At 53.2% G+C, this 17022-nt stretch carries 15 protein-coding genes and 1 pseudogene; 12 read left to right on the top strand and 4 right to left on the bottom strand.

Features of this window, described 5'->3' with window-relative positions:
* Nucleotides 1-34 precede the first annotated feature (34 nt).
* A complete protein-coding gene (locus EJQ19_RS02050) occupies nucleotides 35-1867 on the top strand; it encodes a copper amine oxidase N-terminal domain-containing protein (RefSeq protein WP_126139551.1) in 1833 nt (610 codons plus the stop codon).
* Between the two features lie 66 nt (nucleotides 1868-1933).
* On the opposite strand, the gene EJQ19_RS02045 is transcribed toward EJQ19_RS02050, so the two are convergent.
* The 3 genes from EJQ19_RS02045 to EJQ19_RS32760 are packed head-to-tail and all read right to left on the bottom strand — an operon-like array spanning nucleotide 1934 to nucleotide 5425.
* Nucleotides 1934-2713 carry a DUF1295 domain-containing protein gene (locus tag EJQ19_RS02045; RefSeq protein WP_126139550.1) on the bottom strand — a complete coding sequence of 260 codons (780 nt, stop codon included), beginning with the start codon at nucleotides 2711-2713 and terminating at the stop codon, nucleotides 1934-1936.
* Nucleotides 2714-4516: a DegV family protein gene (locus EJQ19_RS02040; RefSeq protein WP_126139549.1), complete on the bottom strand. Its 1803-nt coding sequence runs from the start codon at nucleotides 4514-4516 to the stop codon at nucleotides 2714-2716. It abuts the gene before it with no gap.
* Between the two features lie 9 nt (nucleotides 4517-4525).
* Entirely contained in the window at nucleotides 4526-5425 is a 900-nt protein-coding gene (locus EJQ19_RS32760) for a methyl-accepting chemotaxis protein (protein WP_126139548.1), read from the bottom strand.
* Nucleotides 5426-5607: 182 nt separating this feature from the next.
* Here EJQ19_RS32760 and EJQ19_RS02030 point away from each other — a divergent pair, with 182 nt between their 5' ends.
* The 6 genes from EJQ19_RS02030 to EJQ19_RS02005 all read left to right on the top strand — a co-directional run bounded on the left by EJQ19_RS02030 (nucleotide 5608) and on the right by EJQ19_RS02005 (nucleotide 12389).
* The gene (locus tag EJQ19_RS02030; RefSeq protein ID WP_126139547.1) at nucleotides 5608-6498 is read left to right on the top strand and encodes a MerR family transcriptional regulator; all 891 of its coding nucleotides are present in this window, start codon (nucleotides 5608-5610) and stop codon (nucleotides 6496-6498) included.
* 141 nt (nucleotides 6499-6639) lie between these two features.
* Nucleotides 6640-7440 carry an HNH endonuclease gene (locus EJQ19_RS02025; RefSeq protein ID WP_126139546.1) on the top strand — a complete coding sequence of 267 codons (801 nt, stop codon included), beginning with the start codon at nucleotides 6640-6642 and terminating at the stop codon, nucleotides 7438-7440.
* Nucleotides 7441-7590: 150 nt separating this feature from the next.
* On the top strand, nucleotides 7591-7917 hold the full coding sequence (locus tag EJQ19_RS02020; RefSeq protein WP_126139545.1) for a metal-sensitive transcriptional regulator: 327 nt from the start codon (nucleotides 7591-7593) through the stop codon (nucleotides 7915-7917).
* Between the two features lie 886 nt (nucleotides 7918-8803).
* Nucleotides 8804-9001, top strand: a complete 198-nt coding sequence (locus EJQ19_RS02015; protein ID WP_126139544.1) for a copper ion binding protein — start codon at nucleotides 8804-8806, stop codon at nucleotides 8999-9001.
* A gap of 20 nt (nucleotides 9002-9021) precedes the next feature.
* On the top strand, nucleotides 9022-11481 hold the full coding sequence (locus EJQ19_RS02010) for a heavy metal translocating P-type ATPase (protein WP_126139543.1): 2460 nt from the start codon (nucleotides 9022-9024) through the stop codon (nucleotides 11479-11481).
* A gap of 23 nt (nucleotides 11482-11504) precedes the next feature.
* Nucleotides 11505-12389: a hypothetical protein gene (locus EJQ19_RS02005; RefSeq protein ID WP_126139542.1), complete on the top strand. Its 885-nt coding sequence runs from the start codon at nucleotides 11505-11507 to the stop codon at nucleotides 12387-12389.
* Here EJQ19_RS02005 and EJQ19_RS02000 read toward each other — a convergent pair whose 3' ends face one another.
* Nucleotides 12390-13001 carry a TetR/AcrR family transcriptional regulator gene (locus EJQ19_RS02000; protein WP_126139541.1) on the bottom strand — a complete coding sequence of 204 codons (612 nt, stop codon included), beginning with the start codon at nucleotides 12999-13001 and terminating at the stop codon, nucleotides 12390-12392.
* A 198-nt stretch (nucleotides 13002-13199) separates the two neighbouring features.
* On the opposite strand from EJQ19_RS02000, the gene EJQ19_RS01995 reads away from it, so the two are divergent.
* The 5 genes and pseudogenes from EJQ19_RS01995 to EJQ19_RS01975 all read left to right on the top strand — a co-directional run.
* Nucleotides 13200-13958: an SDR family oxidoreductase gene (locus tag EJQ19_RS01995; protein WP_126139540.1), complete on the top strand. Its 759-nt coding sequence runs from the start codon at nucleotides 13200-13202 to the stop codon at nucleotides 13956-13958.
* Nucleotides 13959-14134: 176 nt separating this feature from the next.
* Nucleotides 14135-14605, top strand: coding sequence for a DinB family protein (locus tag EJQ19_RS01990; protein ID WP_126139539.1), 471 nt, complete (start codon nucleotides 14135-14137; stop codon nucleotides 14603-14605).
* Nucleotides 14606-14808: 203 nt separating this feature from the next.
* A complete protein-coding gene (locus EJQ19_RS32945) occupies nucleotides 14809-15591 on the top strand; it encodes a response regulator (RefSeq protein ID WP_338143318.1) in 783 nt (260 codons plus the stop codon).
* A gap of 306 nt (nucleotides 15592-15897) precedes the next feature.
* A complete protein-coding gene (locus EJQ19_RS01980; RefSeq protein ID WP_126139538.1) occupies nucleotides 15898-16722 on the top strand; it encodes an alpha/beta fold hydrolase in 825 nt (274 codons plus the stop codon).
* 104 nt (nucleotides 16723-16826) lie between these two features.
* Nucleotides 16827-17022, top strand: a pseudogene (locus EJQ19_RS01975) (DUF6596 domain-containing protein); the annotation flags it as partial.

Raw genomic sequence — 17022 nt, 5'->3', positions numbered from 1 at the left:
CGCCAACATGGATAAAAAGGAGTGTTACGGAATCATGATTAGAATTGGCAAAGTAACCAAATTGACAGGAGCGGCACTTTTGCTTGCAGGTAGTCTGACGTTTGCCGGTATTGCTGGGGCATTCGGTGAAACGGTGCCTGAAGATGTGACCATAAGGGAATTCAGCTTGCTGGATACGGCGTCCGATGTCGTCGGTGCGGCGGATTTTACGCCGGAGGGCAATAAGGACGGCCATTTCAGGCTGCAGCTTAGTTTGAACAAGAAAACAACCATTAACGCCGTCGTGCTGCGTTCTACAGATGATTACGGGAAAGATAACGATCAAGGGATATGGCGGACAAATCGCGCAACCACCGGCTGGCTGCTCGGTATTGTGCAAGATAAGGTCGTAACCACGGGAGCTGGCGTTACCCATGAGAGCGTCATTGTCAATCCGGAATTCCGGAAGGATGTCAAAGAGCCTGTGGGGGAATTTGACGGCAATCTGACCTTGGATTTATATGCAAGCAACAATGGCACGATCAAGGAGACGCAGGCTTATGTGCTGGAGATCGAGACGCCGCAGGGCACCATTGTTTCGAAGCCCATTAAGTACAAGAAGCCAATGATCGCGGAGGGGACGCCTGCGCCGGTATCGAGTCCTTCCCCGTCGCCATCCGCTACGCCTCCGGCTCCAACGCCTACCCCTTCGGTTCCATCGCCTGCGCCTTCACCTGCACCTGTCCCAGCTCCAGCGACGGGGGAGAAGGATATTGACATCCGTGTTTTCTTCAAAGGAAATGAGCTTCACTTTGCAGACGCACAGCCTGTCGTGAAGGATGGCAGAACGCTTGTGCCATTCCGGCAATTGTTTGAAACGCTTGGGTTTACCGTAAAGTGGGTCGAAGAAGGCTCGGTGCAAAAAGCAATTGGCACGAAAGATGGATTGTCGATTGAACTCACGATTAATAGCGTCAATGCGAGTGTGAATGGCAAAACAGTCGTTCTGGACGTACCGGCTCAAATCATTGACGGCCGCACTATGGTGCCTCTCCGATTTGTATCGGAAAGCAGCGGCTACGATGTCGGATTCGCAAGCAGCGGCAATGTGTGGACGATTCAAATTGAGGATGCCGTCCCTGGCACAGATCCGCAACCGACGCCAGTACCGACACCGACACCTGACCCAACGCCAACACCGGTACCGACACCCGTACCGTCTGCCGGGGAAGTTGAACCCTATGTTGTGAAAGGCTACCTGCTCAACGCGAGCGGACAGCCGATATCGGGTGTTACGATCAATGCCGATAACTTATTGCTCTATGACAGCAACATGCAAGGAGAAACCGACGAGAACGGATTCTATCGGATAGAACTGGCTCCTATTCCTGCAACCTGGCGCATGACGACAAGATTCTCCCTCGATTATAACGGCAAAAAGCTCGATTTTTGGTTAACGGCTGACGGCGATAAATCGTTCGCCGGAGCTACAGGGGCCATTCGCAATTTTACCTTGAAGGATGTTGTAGGGCATATTGAAATCCACCCTGATTTCTTTTCGTTTGACGACAATATGCCGCAATTCGACACGACCGACTTGGAAATTACGCTTACGCCTGTTGGCAAATTATTTGATGGAAGCGCCGGCAAAACGATAACAACCAATGTAGAAGCACTTGAAACAGGCGGTCACGGCGTGGATAATATCCCGCTTGGTCGTTACAAAATATCCGCGACATGGAAACCGGAAGGCCACGCGCCAATGCCTATGCTGTTAGCCATTACAGGAACGACCAAATATGCGCAGTCGCTCGAATTCGATTTTCGCAACATCTTAGGGGGAGGCTCCATCTTTGTCAACCAGTTTGAAGCCAAACTGGCGAAATAGTCGGTAGAAGAAAAGCAGTCTCTCTTAGGTGGAGAGGCTGCTTTTCTTGCGGATGGCGAAGCTCCATCAACTATTCTGCTTTTTGGGAAACCAAGGAATGAATCGATTCGTTTCTTTCTTATACTGCTGGTACGCTGCATTCTCGGCATAACGGCGATCCAGGAAGGGAACACCCGAAATTTTGAGCAAGAGCAGGTTAATCAGAAAAGCGCTGATAAGCGCTCCCCAGCCGCCGGGCAAGGGAAGCACGATCAAGGCAATGCCCCACCACATGGCAGCCTCGCCAAAATAATTGGGATGACGCGTATACCGCCATAACCCGCTGGTCAGGACATCTTCAGAGCGCTTGCGCCGGCGCTTGAATACCCGAAGCTGATAATCGCCCACGGCTTGAAACAGAAAGCCGACGAGCCAGACAACGAGGCCGGCGTAGGCGGCTGCGTCCAGACTGCTGTCGGGATTCGCATTTGCAAGAATGATGGGATAGGCCAGCCCGAGCATGATAACGCCTTGCATCAGGAACACTCGGAACAGAGCGATCACGACGGCGCGCTTTCCCCATTGCTTGCGAAAATTCGCATAGCGGAAATCTTCGCCCCTGCCTAAGGAGCGAAGCCAGAGGTGGAGGGCTAACCGCAATCCCCATGCGGCAACTAGGCCAGTCACGAGCAGCCGCCGCGCTCCATATCCGGGTAGGTAGGCAAAGGTTAGCAGCGCGATGATCACAAATCCGATTCCCCAGCCGATATCCACGATGGAATTGTCTTTTTTCACTTGGGCAACGCCAAATAGCGCTAGCATAAATAATCCAATGGCGATTCCGCTAACCCCGTATAAAGACCACATTCAATGTTCCTCCCTCATATTGGTGTTGCTTAACAGCATGGCTACACTGACCGCGCCCTTGCCTGCATTCAAGCCGATCACGGGCGAGACGCTTGTTACATAGACCGGGGCACGACCCGTTAGGCGTGTCATAGCTTCAACGCACGTTCTGCTCTCCACTTCAGCTTCCGCATGAAGAACCACGTATTGTTCAATCGGGTTGCGGGCATGAAGATTAGCAAGGTGCTTCAGCATTTTCCGAAGATTTGAACGTTGAAAGAGTGTCTTCCCATATAGCTTAGATTTTCCTTCGTGATTCAGGGAAACAATCGGCTTCATACGAAGCCATTTTGCCAGAAGGCCCTGCATAGGACTCACCCGCCCTCCTCGGATCATGTGCTCCAGTGTAGGGACGCTTACCAAGATTTCTGAACGGGGGATGGCTGTAAGGAGTGATTGCCTTACGTCATCCACGCTTTTCCCGGCCTTAATGGCTTCAGCGGTTTGCAGGACAAGCAAACCGTAGGCTCCGGATAACGTTCGGGAGTCGATGACATGGATTCGGTCAGCGTTGATAAGGCTGGCAGCCTGACGGCAGGCGTCGAAGGTTCCGCTTAAAGGTTTGGCCAGATGAATGGAAATCACATGATCGTAATGATGCAGCAGCTGTTCATAGAGCGCGGAAATGGTCTCTTGGGCAGGCTGGGAAGTGCGGGCAGGCTCGCTCAGCGTTTCCAGCTTGTCATAGAAGGACTGGGAGCGCAGCGTCACTTTATCCAAGTAAACCGAGCCGTCAAGCTCCAGGAGAAGCGGAATACGATAGATCTGATAGCGATCAAGCCACGCTTCCGGAATGTCACAGGCGGAATCGACCACAAGCGCAACCGAAGCCTGCCGGCGATGAAGCATGTCATACTGCCGCTGCATGTCGTCTACCTTCTGATAGACAATGTGTCCCCGCTCGTGAATGGCTTCCGCGATTTGATCCGGGACATTCGTATGGATATGAATTTTTCCTTGGTGGCTGTTGCCGACAGCGACCATGGAATTGCCCATAGCGGCAACCTTGTGCTGAAGTTTCTCCCAATCGTTTTTTACATCAATGAGAAATTCGGCGCAGTATCGAAGCTCCGGCGGTTCAGCCAAGAAGTGGGAGGAGGCATTCCCTTCCGAAAATGTAAGCTCTGTCAGGCTCGTCGGCTGCTCTTCGCTTACGGCGGTTTCACTTAAAGAAGAAACGAATCCCTGCAAGAAATGGACGAACCCCTTGGCGCCTGCATCGACAATGCCGTGGCGATGAAGAATAGGAAGCTGGTCCTTCGTTCTCTCCAACGAAATGAAGGCGGCCTGAAGAGACGGCTGCAGCAAGCCGAGAAGGAGATCGGATTCTCTCAGTCTCGAACGCAGCGCGAGAGCCCAGTCTTTCATGACCGTAAGAACGGTTCCCTCCTGCGGATCTTGAACGGATCTGCGCGACATAGCGGCGGAGTGCTCGCACATTTCTACGAATTGCGCCCCGTTCAAAGCGGGATGAACCCTCAAAAAATCACACATGGCAATGATAAACTGTGAGAAAATCATGCCCGAATTGCCGCGTGATCCTTTGAGGCAAGCTTGCTTGATGCTGTCCAGCATGTGAACGGAGGGCTCACACCAACGCGATTCGCGCAGGATCATTCGCATCAAGTGGGCAAGATTGCTTCCTGTATCGCCGTCAGCAACAGGGAAAACATTAATGGCATTTAATTCTTGCTCTCGGTGAATGACTTCCTTGGCGCCTGCAATCATTAGGGCATAAAATGTTCGGTGATCTAGCAGCTGCATAACCTCACCTCAATTCGCGATTAGCATAATTTCGGAAGCTTTGTCTTCCAGCCGGAAGGTCGCTTCTTCAATTTGGGCAAATGCTTCGATCGCTTCTTCAATTGTTCGCTGGCTTTCAGCAGCAAGCTGGCTGGAACGCTGGGTTGAGTTCCCGATCTTGTGGACTTGATCCGCAAATTCAGATAAATATCGGCCAGCTTCCTTAGTGGCATGCTCAACTTGAACCGCCAGCTTACGAACCTCATTCGCTACGACACTAAACCCCAGGCCGTATTCCTTGGCATGAGCGGCTTCAATTGCAGCGTTCAGGGCAAGCAGCTTGGTTTGGTCAGCGACCTCCTGTATCGAGCGAACGATTCTGGACATCGAGCTGGAGCGTGTATGCAATTCATGAAGGCTCTCAAGATTCTGCTGGGAGCTGGAGACGACATGGCGGACGGCGTCTTCAATATTGCGGCTGCGTGCCAACCCCGTGCGGGCGCGTTCCATCAGTTCCGTCGACAAACCGATCAGGTTGGCTCTAAGCCGGACAGAGGTTTGTTCGCGCTTATCGATATTTGTGGCAATTTTCAGCACGCCGTAGGGCTTGCCTACCAGGTCCAGGATTGGCATATAGGTCGCTTCTAACCAGATAACGCGGCCGTCCTTGCGGACGCGTTGAATCTTGTCTTGAAAGGTGCGGCCTTGACGCAGTTCATTCCATAGCTTTACATAGTCGGGACTGTTCACAAATTCGGGCATGCAGAAGGCGCTGTGATGCAAGCCGATCATTTCTGCCGGAGTATAGCTCAGCGCATGGGCAAAATGATCGTTAACTCGGACAACATGACCGTTCGTATCGAATTCGATGATAGCGAGAGAGCTTTCAATAGCGGTCATGACCGCCAGGAGATGGGCATTGCTGTTCATGGGGATCCTCCCTTTGCAAGATTGTATAGGGATCTACGCAAATTTGTATAGATATTGTATAGTTATACTATATAAAAACTATACAAAATAAACAACGTTTTTTTCATTTTCTCCTCATCGTGTGTTTGCGACATACAAAAATTGTATAGATTATGTATAATTGTTGTAAGGAGTGATTGTCGATGTACAGTATGAAGCAAGCCTCGGAGCTTGTGGGCCTGCCTGTGGTAACAATTCGCGCTTGGGAAAACCGGTATGGGGTGATCTCCCCGAGTCGCAGTGAAGGCGGACATCGGCTTCTTAGTGATGACGACCTCTCAACCCTCCGGTATCTTAAACGCAAAGTTGAACAAGACGGTCTTAAGATTAGCGACGCCGTAAGGCAGTTAAAGAGCAAGAGCCGGATTGTACATAACGACACAGAGAAGCCGACTGTCGAGACGGACGCTTACGACAGTTTGATTAATAAGTTGTACACAGAGTTAATTCATTTTCGTGCTGCGCAGGCCGATGAAGCCATCGATTTGGCGTTTGCCCTTTTTCGTTTTGAAGAGGCGCTTCAGCGTGTTATTGCACCTGTCTTATATCGGACCGGTGAAGCCTGGGAGGCCGGGCATATTACCGTGGCGCAAGAGCACTTTGCTTCGGAAACGATTATGCGAAGACTGTCGGCCTTTTTTAGAATTTTTCCCGTGATTGCCGGGCTGCCCGTTGTACTGGCCCTGTGCCCTGAAGGAGAGCGTCATCATCTCGGCCTCATGATGTTTAGCCTATTTTTGCGTAAGCGCGGTGCAGAGGTGCTATACTTGGGGGCAGATACCCCCTTTAACGGGCTGGCGGAGATGATTCGGAGCCATGGCGTTTCCTACGTCGCAATCTCCGTGACGGACAAGCAGAATGTCGATCGCGTGCATGCGTGGATTGACGGTATTAGGGAAATCTTTCCTAAGTTGAGGTTCCTGCTTGGCGGGGCGGCCTTCAGCGATGCTGCCGCGCAGCCGGCGAAGGCTTATATCCGATATTTGGCAAGAGAGGAATGGGAGGATTGGCAAGGGGGATTCTTTGAGGGCTAAAGCGAGCAAGGCGCCCCATGTCTGCGGAAAGGTTCATTGGACGTGTGAAATATGATACGATAGAGGCAACATGAGGAAACGGAGCTGACATGCAGAATGAAGGGTGGCGAGGTATTTTTCAGCGGTGAGGATATAGGGGCAATGCCTGTTGCAGAGGACAACATAATACAGACGAAGCCTTGCGCCTATTGCGGGCTGCCTAAACCGCTGACCGCGTTCAAGCGGAGAACGGGCAGACGCCGCGGGGCCACATCGCGCCGGGGCGCCTGCAAGGACTGCCGGGATAAACGGCTGGAGCCGGGGGTGGCGGCGGGCAGTTCGGACGAGTTAGCTGCCGACATTGTTGCCCTCGGAAAATCAGCTGAGTCGGTTGCGGGCAATGCGGAAGCAGCGGGCAGTGTGTTCGCCGCAGATCAAGCGGAAGAAGCCAAAGGCAAGAAAAAACGTAGACGCCGGCGCAAGAAGAAGGCGAAGGGGGGAAGCCCTGTTACGGCGGCACCGCATGCGGTAACTGTGGCAGTCCAAGAGAAGAAGCCACCGGAGAAGAAGCCGGTACCGATTCGTGAGCTAAAAGCCGTCGGCTTGCTGCCGAATCGCAATGGATTCATCCGCATGCGCGGCAAAACGGACAACGGCCGCAAGTGGCATCAAGAAGTGGAACCCGAGCTTGCACTGACACTTGTCAAGGAGCGGGCAGCCGTGGTGGTGAACCGCTACACGATCCGCCGCTTGTACAGCAACAAGGAATTCCGCCAGTTGATTCTGGAGCGGGATAACTACACGTGCCGGTTTTGCGGCCAATACGGGGACACCATCGACCACATGCTGCCGCGGGCCAAAGGCGGGCACACGACGCCGGACAACTGTGTCTGCGCCTGCATGCTATGCAATCAATCCAAAGCAGATCGGGATATGGATGAGTTTATCACTTCCCGCATATAGGAGGCTGCCCGACGATTTGAAAATGCCTTGCCGGGCAGCATCATAAGATGCTCTCATAGGGCGTTATTGGCGGCTGCGTTGTGTGCTTGATACCCTCTTCCCATAGGGGAGGGGGCTATGTTACAATGCAAACAGGAAGGAGGGATCGCGATGTCTGAAGCCGAAGCGTGCAGCCATGAATCGTGTGCGAACCCAAGCGAACGTAAGAGTCATCATTCCGATAAGGCGAAAAGCAACCTGATCACGCGGCTGAACCGTATTGAAGGGCAGATTCGCGGGGTGAAGGGCTTGATCGAGAAGGACACGTATTGCGACGACGTCCTGAACCAGATTTCCTCGATCCAGTCGGCGCTGAACGGTGTAAGCAAGCAGCTGCTGGAGCATCATATGAAAAGCTGCGTCATCGAACGTATCCACGATGGGGACGAAGATGTGATTACCGAGCTGTTGACGACCATTAACAAGTTGATGAAATAAGATCTGGCCTGTGTAAGAGGCCGGGTCTTTTTGTCTTGTGGGGGATGCTTGGGAAAAGCCAGAACAGGTTGGAGAAGAAAAATAGGCGTTTGCAGAAATTAGATATCGACGATATCCTATTTCAGCGTCTGAGTCGATTTTTAAGATAATAAGTTTGGGAAACGAACCTATTTGCAGCAAATGTGCTTGAAACACGGTAAAAACCGACGAATAGGACAACGCCGTTATCTTATTCTGGAAATCGGAGCCCAAGCGATGAAAATAGGTAATTACAAATAACTTATTTCCAGGAGATAGCCTGACTTTTTCATGAGAAAAAAACACCCCGCTCACGGCTTGTCACAAGGCTAGCGAAATAAGCCAAAGCCTGCAAAAATGCAGGAATTTTCTCCATTCGCATCTTGATTCTGTGAAATTCCTGCGAAAATGCAGGCATTTTGAGTGAAAAGCTTCTTTTGGAACGGACCTGGCCGAAATAACTGCATATTCGCAGGCATTTTGTAAAAAACGCCCTTTTTTTGAAAAAAGCCTGCCTTTTCGCAGGAATTAGCCTGTTCACCTCAGCAGGCGGTAAGGGGTAAACTATTGCTGCTCCACGGCATCGGGCGGACAGTAGCCGGATGTATCTCAATTGCGGTCAACGGCTCCACGGCCGAATGCATCACAATCACGGTCCACGGCCTCCCAGCCAAATGCAACACAACAACGGTCCCACGAGCATCATGCCTCTAGCACACGAACGGTTGTCACTGTGCCATGAAGCCCATGATTATAACCAGCCGATCGGGGAAATATAGAATTTTAGAAAGAGGGCTTGACGTTGTATAGGGTAGGGGGGTATACTAAAATCAAGAAAACAACCATCAAATAAAAGGAGCGATGAAATATGCAACAAATTACATTAAAAGTCAGCGGAATGTCCTGCGGTCACTGTGTAAATTCTGTGGAGGGCGCAGTTAAAGCGATTGGCGCGACTGGCAAGGTCGATCTGGCAGGCGGCACGGTAACGGTAGATTTCGACGAAACAAAGCTGTCGGTGGATGCGATTAAGGAAGCGATTGAAGAGCAAGGCTACGACGTTTAAAACGGTGAGGTGAGGATCGTATGGAACTGAGAAACGCGGAATCTGCCAGCACGAAGACAGCATCGATGCAGCTGACCGGCATGACGTGCGCCGCATGTGCAACACGCATTGAAAAAGGCCTCAATCGGCTGGACGGTGTCGCCGAAGCGAATGTCAACTTCGCGCTGGAGCGCGTGACGGTTCTGTACGATCCTAGCCGCATCGATGTCGCGAAAATGGAGCAGACGGTGCAGAAGCTGGGCTACGACACCGTGAAGGAAGCTGTCGATCTGACACTGACGGGCATGACCTGTGCGGCCTGCGCAACGAAGATCGAGAAGGTCCTGAACAAGCTGCCGGGCGTGGAAACGGCGGCGGTGAATTTAACGACGGAGGCCGCGCGTATCACGTACAATCCGGCGGAGATTGCACCTGCCGCTATGATCGCCCGAGTGGAGAAGCTCGGCTACGGCGCGGCGCTAAAGCAGGAGCAGGGCTCGGAAGCGTCCGAGCGTCGCGAGCAGGAACAGAAGCGGCATAAGCGGAAGCTGCTGCTTTCAGCCGTGCTGTCTGCACCGCTGCTGTGGGCAATGGCGGGGCATTTCTCGTTTACCGCCTGGCTGTGGACGCCGGAGCTCTTCATGAACCCGTGGTTCCAGCTCGTGCTGGCCACGCCGGTGCAGTTTTACATTGGCCGCCAGTTCTACGTCGGCGCGTACAAAGCGCTGCGAAATGGCAGCGCGAATATGGATGTGCTCGTGGCGCTCGGCACGTCGGCGGCGTTCTTTTACAGCCTGTACCAGACGTTGGATTGGTACGCGGCAGGCGCCGACATGCATCATGGTGCGCCATCCTTATATTATGAAACGAGCGCAGTTCTGATTACGCTAGTTGTAATGGGGAAACTGCTGGAGTCGCTGGCCAAGGGCCGTACGTCCGAAGCGATCAAGTCGCTGATGGGCTTGCAAGCGAAAACAGCCTTGGTTGTCCGAGACGGCGAAGAACTAAGCATTCCGACAGATGCCGTTCGAGCAGGCGACATCGTCATCGTCCGTCCCGGCGAGAAAATTCCGGTTGACGGCGAAGTGCTCGAAGGCGAGTCCTCCGTCGACGAGTCGATGCTCACGGGCGAGAGCCTGCCTGTGGCGAAGAGGCCCGGCGATGCCGTGATCGGCGCGACGGTCAACCGCAACGGCCGCCTGCGCTTCCGGGCAACGAAGGTCGGCAAAGACACGGCGCTGGCGCAAATCATCAAAGTCGTGGAAGAGGCGCAAGGTTCCAAAGCGCCGATTCAGCGGGTGGCGGACGTGATTTCGGGCATTTTTGTCCCAATTGTCGTCGGGATTGCCCTCGTCGCCTTCCTGGTGTGGTATTTCGTTGTGACGCCGGGGGATTTTGCGGGAGCGCTGGAGAAAGCAATCGCGATTCTCGTCATCGCCTGCCCTTGCGCACTCGGATTGGCCACGCCGACGTCCATCATGGCAGGTTCCGGCCGCGCCGCAGAGCTGGGCATCCTGTTTAAGGGCGGCGAGCACTTGGAGCAGACGCATAAGATTGATGCGATTATTTTGGATAAAACGGGCACCATTACAAAAGGGGAGCCCGAACTCACGGATGTGATCGTTGCGGCTAGCGGCGTCTCTGAAGATGAGTTTCTACGGCTGGTTGGTGCGGCGGAGCGGAATTCTGAGCATCCGCTGGCGGAAGCGATCGTCGCCGGTGCCCGGGCGAGAGGCCTGGAGCTGCCGGAGGCGGCATCTTTTGCAGCGATTCCCGGTTACGGCATCCAAGCCGTCATTGAAGGGAAAGCGCTGCTGGTCGGCACGCGGCGCTTGATGGAACAGCAAAGCATCTCCGTTCCGGAAGAAGCGCTCACCGCGATGACGAAGCTGGAGGATGCGGGCAAAACCGCGATGCTCGTCGCCATCGAGAAAGGGTACGGGGGTATCGTAGCAGTAGCCGATACGGTTAAAGAATCGTCTCAGGCTGCCGTCAGCCGCCTGAAGGCCATGGGCATCGCGGTCATCATGATGACCGGCGACAATGCGCGGACGGCGAAAACGATCGCCGCCGAAGTTGGCATCGACCGCGTGCTCGCCGAGGTCTTGCCGGAAGGCAAAGCCGCCGAAGTGAAACGGCTGCAGGCCGAAGGCCGCATAGTCGCCATGGTCGGCGACGGCATCAACGATGCGCCGGCGCTGGCCTCGGCGGACATCGGCATGGCCATCGGCACCGGCACGGACGTGGCAATGGAAGCCGCGGACGTGACGCTGATGCGCGGCGATCTCGCGAGCATCCCGGACGCGATCTACATGAGCCGCAAGACGATGGCTAACATTAGGCAAAATCTGTTCTGGGCGCTCGGCTACAACGCGCTCGGTATTCCGATTGCCGCCTTGGGCCTGTTAGCCCCTTGGGTGGCGGGTGCAGCGATGGCGCTGAGCTCAGTTTCCGTCGTGCTGAACGCGCTGCGGCTGCAGGGGGTTCGCATTCGAAATTGACAATGTAGGAGCGATTGGCATACATGCGTAAAAAGAAAAGGATGATCCTCCCGGCGATTCTCATGCTGGGGTTGTTAACCGCCTGCGGTCAGGCGAAGGAGACCGCCTCGACCGCCCATGCGGGGCATGGCGCGGCCGCAACAGCGGCTCCCGCCAGCGCGCAGCCGGACGGCCATAGCGGCCATAGCGGGCATGAGGCCGCGCCGCAAACGCCTGCCGCCGCCTTGCAGGCGGCGATCACCTTCGCCGCCGGCTCTCCGAAGGCCGGCTCCCCCGCCGAGTTGACCGTACGGATCACGGATCAGGTGGGTAAGCCTGTGCAGGATTTTCAAGTGAATCATGAAAAGCTCCTGCATCTTATCGTCGTGAGCCATGATCTCACGAGCTTTCAGCATCTTCACCCCGCGTACAAGGGCGGCGGTCTGTTCACAGTCCCGGTCACGTTTCCAGCGGGCGGGACGTATAAGCTTTTTGCCGATTTTATCCCGAGCGGCGGCAGCAGCACTACGTTGAGTCAGCAGGTAAAGGTGGAGGGGGCCGAGTCCGGGCATACGCCCCTTGCCGCGGACAGCAACCTGGTCAAAGAAGTGAGCGGCAAAGAAATTTCCCTCGCGGCGAGCGGCTTAAAAGTGAATCAAGAGACGACGCTGACTTTTACGATTCGCGATGCCAAGACGAAACAGGACATTACGAATCTGCAGCCGTACCTGGGTGCGGTCGGGCATGTCGTAATCATTTCCGCGGACAGCGAGCAGTACTTGCATGTGCACCCGCTGGATGAGGCGGCGAAGGGGCCGGAGGCAAAATTCGCCACGATGTTCCCGAAGGCCGGCATCTACCGCATCTGGGGACAGTTTCAACATAACGGCGAAGTGATCACGGTTCCTTTTACCGTGGATGTGAAATAGTTATTTCGGCGGCTTGATGGCGGTTCTGGCGTCTCGCGGATGATAGTGAATCAGCTTGATGAGCTGCTCCTGCATGTAGGCGGTAGAGTGCTGAAAGCCGCTTTCAATCCAGTGAAACAGCAGCCCGAGCAGGGCGTTGATCGAAAAAACGGCGGCCAACTCCGGATCAATGTCGGTTGCTTCGTAGAGCAATTCTTCCCGCGAAATGTGTTTGAGGGCGAGAAACATTTTTTGCTTGAGTACGGGCAGCACGTCGCTTTGGAGCAGGGTAGTATAGACCTTAGCATTCTCGTACACATGCTGAAAAATCATCACCGACTGCGCCTGCAGCTCGTTAATGCGGAAGATGGCGACTTTTTCATACGGGGCTCTAAACGATTGAAGCAGTTCCTGAATTAATTCAGCGAACACATCATCGAGCAGGGCTTCTTTGCTTTCATAATTGGCGTAGAACGTCCCGCGGTTATAGTTCGCCTGCTCCACAATTTCCGTAATCGAGATGGAGGCAAAAGGCTTCTGCGCCATGAGCGTGAGGAGCGCTTCCCGCAAGGCACGCTTGCTGCGGAGGATTCTGCGGTCGGTTTTTACCGCTGGTTTGGTCGGATCGGTCATCCCATTCATTCCCTTGTGTTAAATAGTGAACAAAAACCTTCGATTTGTTGGTTAGCTAACAAACGGAGGTTTTTTACTGATTGTTGGGGTTAACCCCTCTCTATTATACTGAACATAACAGATGTTCTCTACTCAACATTTGTACAGTAAGTATGATTTTACCCCTGAGTTCACAACCTAATCTGGGAGGGATTCCACATGAAATTGACTGGAAAAGTGGCTGTAGTGACCGGCGCAGCGTCGGGTATGGGTAAAGCGATCGCGGAACTGTTCGCGGCGGAAGGCGCCAAGGTCGTTGTCTCCGACCTGCGTGTCGAAACGGCGGAAGTCGTTGTTAACGCCATTAAGGAAAAAGGCGGACAAGCCATCGCCGTGGCGGCGAACGTGGCAAAAGAAGAAGACATTCAGCATTTGATTGATCATACCGTGTCGGAGTTCGGCACTGTCGATATTTTGGTCAATAACGCAGGCATCATGGACAACTTCGTCCCTGCGGCGGATTTGACGGACGAGCTGTGGGAGCGCGTGTTTGCGATTAACACGACGGGCCCAATGCGCGCAACGCGCAAAGTGCTGCCCATCTTCCTCGAAAAACAAAGCGGCGTCATCGTCAACGTGGCCTCGGCTGGCGGACTGTTCGGCTCCCGCGCAGGCGCAGCCTATACGGCGGCGAAGCACGCGGTTGTCGGCTTCACGAAGAACGTCGGCTACCAGTACGCGAAGCAGGGTATCCGCTGCAATGCGATTGCGCCAGGCGGCGTAGCCACGAATATCTCTACAAGCATCAACGCGCCGAATCCGTTCGGCATGGAGCGCGCGATGACCGGCATGGGCATCAACCCGCGTACCGGCGAGCCTGAGGAGATCGCGAAAGTTGCGCTGTTCCTGGCGTCGGACGACTCCAGCTTCGTGAACGGCACGGTCGTCACCGCGGATGCGGGTTGGACGGCGTATTAATTGAAACTGCCCGAAGAGGGTAGGGGAGGGCAGGCCTTGCGGGGCTTGCCTTTTTTGTTGCGGAAAGATTATGTTCCCGGACGGATTACTTTAATAAAAGTACAAGTAGTGTTTTTGGAATAGAAACAAAAGTTCTGATATCATATCAATTATATTGAAATTGAAAGGAAGCTTTTATGAACGCAATTGAAGCCATTGTTTGGAATTTTGAAGAAGTTAGACGTAGAAGCATCATGATATGGGAAGGCATACCAAGTGAATATCTGGACTGGAAGCCGGATTCGGATGCTATGAGCATGAAGGAGATGATTCGTCATGTACTGGATAGCGAACACTACTACCACCTTGCATTGTTGAATAAAGGAAGTCTGCACACTTATGACTCTCCTTACGAGAAGCGACCTTTTACAACACTGGTAGAAGAGATTGCGTTCTCTCAAACTTATCGTAATGCTTTTATAGAAACCGTAAAATCATATGGAAACGAAGATCTATCCCAAATCAAGATCGACCGAAGTGATGCTGGGTATATAAGGACATTAGGCGATATGCTTATGAGAATTGCCTACCATGAAGCTGTCCATGCAGGCCAACTATTGGATTATTTGAGAACAGCCGGATTAAATCGACCAAAAGTATGGGACTAGAAAAACACAACCTTTTTTCATTAAGCTATCGGGTACATAACTCAATAGATGATCAGCGACAGTCTAAATAACGCTATCTAACTACCAAAATTTTCTGTATACTCAGGGGGTAGACGCACAACATGCATTATATGGAACATTAACCAAATCAACCCCGCCTTTCGGGATATCCGAAGGCGGTTTTTACTCCGAGGAGCCACCAAATGAACTCAAATGACAGGTATGACAGCATTTATAGAGACGAGCAGATCCGAGAACAAGCAAGACGTGACATGAGGGGAACATCTTCATCTGACGACGGTTTAGGTTTGCTAATTTTAATCGTTATAGGTATCCTTGCAGGTGTAATTTGGTTTATTATTCAGCACGCGGCAGTAATCAGAACTATTGGGATCGCTCTAATCCTTGTCTCGCTCCAACTCGTAAGGTATAGCCGTAAACAACGAAAAAAACGGAAAAAAGTGATTGAATTACATCGCATACAAAAACGCGAAGAGGAAACGAGGGCAGCCACAATCGATCAAAAAAGACATGAGCAGTGGCTTAAAGAGTATGAGGCCCGGGAAAAAATAAACAACGACATTAAGAATAAGATCTACCTAGATAGAGTAGTCGCAGATAAAAGGAAAATTTTAATTGTCGATGACCAAAACGGAATTCGGATTTTTCTATACGAAACATTCCTGAATGAGGGCTTTAATGCCTTCATGGCAGTTGACGGAAGAGATGCGCTAGCAGTATTCAAAGCGGAGTCCCCTGACATTGTGCTTCTTGATCTTAGAATGCCTAAAATGAACGGCATTGAATTTCTGACCAAGATTAAAGAAGTCAATCACTCTGCAGTGGTCTTTATGATGAGTGCCTATGGCGAATTGGCTGACTTACATAAAGGCGTAGAACTGGGCGCATCCCCGATGTGGTTTACGAAACCGTTCGATACCGATGAACTACGGAAAACCGTACTCCTTACCTTATATCCGAATTGACCAAAACGGGTGAAGGGGAATCTTCACAGAGTTTGAACTGGATACCTCTTTTATGGCAAGAGGGCAATGCCAATTTTTCCGAAATTAGCAATCTTGCAAAGTTAGGCCCCGAAAGAAACATTGTTTGGGTTTGCGGAGCAACTGGAGACAATAGTTAAAGAGTACTTCGGCAGCCGTCAGGCTGCTTTTTTATTGAACGAAAGGGCAATAGTGCGAATGTGCGTATTCAGGGAATAACCGAAGCGCAAAGGCCAAAATGCGTCAGTACTGCTCATTAACACGCCCTCCCTTTGAACAAGCTGTTCAATGCACTTTGTATACTCACAAGACGGCACCAAAATAGCTTACGACAAGTCCGGTCAAGGCCCGGCCCTGATCCTCATCGCGGGGGCGTTCAGCTACCGCCATTTTCCAGGGCAGGTGGAGCTCGCGAAGCGGTTGTCCCCGCATTTCACGGTGTACAACTATGACCGGCGCGGGCGCGGTGACAGCGGGAATCCGCAGCAGCCGTACGCCATCGACCGCGAGATCGAGGATCTCGCGGCGCTCATGGAAGCCGCCGGCGGCTCGGCGTATGTATACGGCCTCTCGTCCGGGGCGGCGCTTGCGCTGCATGCAGCAGCCAAAGGGCTGAACATCACGGCACTGGCGCTGCATGAGCCGCCTTTTGTAGTCGATAGCGAGGGGCACCAGCCGCCGGCAGATTTTCTCCAGCAGGTTACAAAGCTGATGGCAGAGGATCGGCGCGCCGAGACGATCAAGTATTTTATGACGAAAGGGATGGGGGCGCCCGGTTTCGTCGTGACGATGATGCGGCTGATGCCCGGCGTCTGGGAGCGGCTCATGGCGGTTGCGCACACGCTGCCGTACAATTCGGCGCTCCTGGAGGGGCTGAACGCGGGCAAGCCGCTGCCCGCTCAAGCGTGGCGCGGCGTTCATATGCCGACCGTGGTGCTGGAAGGCCCGGAGAGCCCGATCGCCCTCCGGCGCGGTACCCAAGCGGCGGCCAAAGTGCTGCCGAATGCCCGACTGGTGACCAAGAAGGGACTCGGTCACACCAAAAAGCTGGGCGCCGAGGCGATTGCGCAGGAGTTGATTGCTTTTTTCGCAAGGGAGCGGGTTGGCGTGTAGTGCGCCTTCATGTGCAGGGATTTCCAGCCTGCCGCCGAAAGAGTAGTGTATTTCAGCCGGACAACTTTGCTTTATACCATTAACTATTAGGAGGATTAATCCCATACGGGCTGGTTGCCTTGATGGAGCTGCAATCGTCCCGGTTCAGAACCCGTGTGAACGCAAGCGGCGAGCCTGTGCTGCTGATGGATCAAAACCGCGCCGCCTGGGACCGGCTGCTCATCGGCCGCGGCCTCGCCGCGCTCGAGCGGGCCCGCAAGCTGGGCCGGTCGCTCGGCCCCTATGCTGTCTCTTATACAC

Origin of the sequence: Paenibacillus whitsoniae (assembly GCF_003955665.1) — a bacterium.
GTDB lineage: Bacteria > Bacillota > Bacilli > Paenibacillales > NBRC-103111 > Paenibacillus_E > Paenibacillus_E whitsoniae.
This window is presented reverse-complemented; position numbering and strand designations above follow the sequence as displayed.

Coding starts and splice junctions, on each gene's coding strand:
- EJQ19_RS02020 (WP_126139545.1), top strand. CDS start 7,591: ATGTCTGAAGCCGAAGCGTGCAGCCATGAATCGTGTGCGAACCCAAGC.
- EJQ19_RS01995 (WP_126139540.1), top strand. CDS start 13,200: ATGAAATTGACTGGAAAAGTGGCTGTAGTGACCGGCGCAGCGTCGGGT.
- EJQ19_RS32760 (WP_126139548.1), bottom strand. CDS start 5,425: ATGAACAGCAATGCCCATCTCCTGGCGGTCATGACCGCTATTGAAAGC.
- EJQ19_RS02015 (WP_126139544.1), top strand. CDS start 8,804: ATGCAACAAATTACATTAAAAGTCAGCGGAATGTCCTGCGGTCACTGT.
- EJQ19_RS02030 (WP_126139547.1), top strand. CDS start 5,608: ATGTACAGTATGAAGCAAGCCTCGGAGCTTGTGGGCCTGCCTGTGGTA.
- EJQ19_RS02005 (WP_126139542.1), top strand. CDS start 11,505: ATGCGTAAAAAGAAAAGGATGATCCTCCCGGCGATTCTCATGCTGGGG.
- EJQ19_RS32945 (WP_338143318.1), top strand. CDS start 14,809: ATGAACTCAAATGACAGGTATGACAGCATTTATAGAGACGAGCAGATC.
- EJQ19_RS02045 (WP_126139550.1), bottom strand. CDS start 2,713: ATGTGGTCTTTATACGGGGTTAGCGGAATCGCCATTGGATTATTTATG.
- EJQ19_RS01990 (WP_126139539.1), top strand. CDS start 14,135: ATGAACGCAATTGAAGCCATTGTTTGGAATTTTGAAGAAGTTAGACGT.
- EJQ19_RS02050 (WP_126139551.1), top strand. CDS start 35: ATGATTAGAATTGGCAAAGTAACCAAATTGACAGGAGCGGCACTTTTG.
- EJQ19_RS01980 (WP_126139538.1), top strand. CDS start 15,898: ATGCACTTTGTATACTCACAAGACGGCACCAAAATAGCTTACGACAAG.
- EJQ19_RS02025 (WP_126139546.1), top strand. CDS start 6,640: ATGCCTGTTGCAGAGGACAACATAATACAGACGAAGCCTTGCGCCTAT.
- EJQ19_RS02010 (WP_126139543.1), top strand. CDS start 9,022: ATGGAACTGAGAAACGCGGAATCTGCCAGCACGAAGACAGCATCGATG.
- EJQ19_RS02040 (WP_126139549.1), bottom strand. CDS start 4,516: ATGCAGCTGCTAGATCACCGAACATTTTATGCCCTAATGATTGCAGGC.
- EJQ19_RS02000 (WP_126139541.1), bottom strand. CDS start 13,001: ATGACCGATCCGACCAAACCAGCGGTAAAAACCGACCGCAGAATCCTC.